The sequence below is a fragment of the Arsenicibacter sp. R0_47 genome, assembly GCF_057652235.1.
Genome location: NZ_JBYFCJ010000122.1, coordinates 1 through 407 on the forward strand (window position 1 = coordinate 1; position 407 = coordinate 407).

At 47.9% G+C, this 407-nt stretch carries 2 tRNA genes and 1 rRNA gene; all 3 read left to right on the forward strand.

Annotated features, from left to right (window positions below):
* A 16S ribosomal RNA gene (locus AC23NW_RS36295) occupies positions 1-69 on the forward strand; the annotation flags it as partial.
* Positions 70-123: 54 nt separating this feature from the next.
* Positions 124-197, forward strand: a tRNA-Ile gene (locus tag AC23NW_RS36300).
* Positions 198-238: 41 nt separating this feature from the next.
* Positions 239-312: transfer RNA gene (locus tag AC23NW_RS36305), tRNA-Ala, on the forward strand.
* Positions 313-407: the final 95 nt, after the last annotated feature.

Below are 407 nucleotides of genomic sequence, written 5' to 3' on the forward strand. Positions count from 1 at the left end.
AAACAGGTAACTAGGGCTAAGTCGTAACAAGGTAGCCGTACCGGAAGGTGCGGCTGGAACACCTCCTTTCTGGAGCCAGTTCTTAATGAACGTTTAGTGCTTTGATATCAATACGCAAAGTCTGGGCTTGTAGCTCAGGTGGTTAGAGCGCTACACTGATAATGTAGAGGTCCGTGGTTCGAGTCCACGCAGGCCCACGACCATAGGCAAACGTGTCTGTGATCTAACAAAACAAAATGGGGGATTAGCTCAGTTGGCTAGAGCACCTGCTTTGCAAGCAGGGGGTCAACGGTTCGAATCCGTTATTCTCCACATGAGCATTTGGCTCATAAGTTCTTTGACTTACAGAGAGAGTCTGACACAGCAGGAATGTTGTGGTGAAGACAAGACACACAAGTAACAAGTAG